This window comes from Candidatus Cardinium sp. cByotN1, assembly GCF_022810525.1.
GTDB lineage: Bacteria > Bacteroidota > Bacteroidia > Cytophagales > Amoebophilaceae > Cardinium.
The window spans coordinates 1-796 of sequence record NZ_JAACGG010000148.1 but is presented as its reverse complement, the minus strand read 5'-3'; the positions used below and the strand labels follow the sequence as shown (position 1 = coordinate 796).

1 protein-coding gene is annotated in these 796 nt (G+C 31.7%); it reads right to left on the bottom strand.

Annotation, left to right across the window (positions count from 1 at the left end; translation table 11 throughout):
* Nucleotides 1–266 precede the first annotated feature (266 nt).
* A partial coding sequence (locus tag MUW73_RS04095; protein WP_243575284.1) for an ankyrin repeat domain-containing protein occupies nt 267–796 on the bottom strand: 530 nt, incomplete at its 5' end.

Genomic DNA, 796 nt, shown 5'->3' with positions numbered 1-796 from the left:
ATTCAGTTAAATATAGGGATGAATTCCTTAGAAAACGTAAAGCTAAAAAAAACAATATACCATAGATGGTTAATCTAAATGGCTCCCCTTAGTAGATTGACGTATTTCATGAATTTATTGAATCTGGTTACATTAAAATAAGAAATTTGCTTCTGTAAACGCTTGCTTAACAACTAAATACTTTATGATCATCTTGACGGTATTTAAAAGGTCACGTATAGAAGATTTATCTGTCTGAAACGGTTCATAAAATATACATTTGTATTTTATAGTGCATACTGTTCCCATGTATATGAATGGCGTAATTGATCAACATATTCATGGTAAAAAGACCATTTGGCTATATCAACAGGCGTTTGGTTATATTGATTTTTAATGCGTACATCAATACCTTTTGCTTTAAGTAATATTTTAGACACTTCTAAGTGCGCCTGACAAGTTGCCAAATGCAACGCAGTACTGCTATATTTATTTTTTGCATTGATATTTAAATGTTTATGCTCTAGTAGCAGTTGTATTACTTCTATTTTCCCACCGTATGCCGCTAAATGTAAGGGCGTATTATCATCTTTATCTCTGGCGTTTATATCAATGCCTATTGTATGCAATAATAATTCAACTGCTTCTACATGACCGTTATTGGTTGCTAAATGAAGAGGCGTTAAGCCATCTTTACCTTTACTATTTACGTTAATAAAAGGTTGGTCCAATAATACTTGAACAATTTTTAAATGATTTGCACATACTGCCAAATGCAGTGCAGTATCACCATCCTTATTTTTAATATTGACATTCA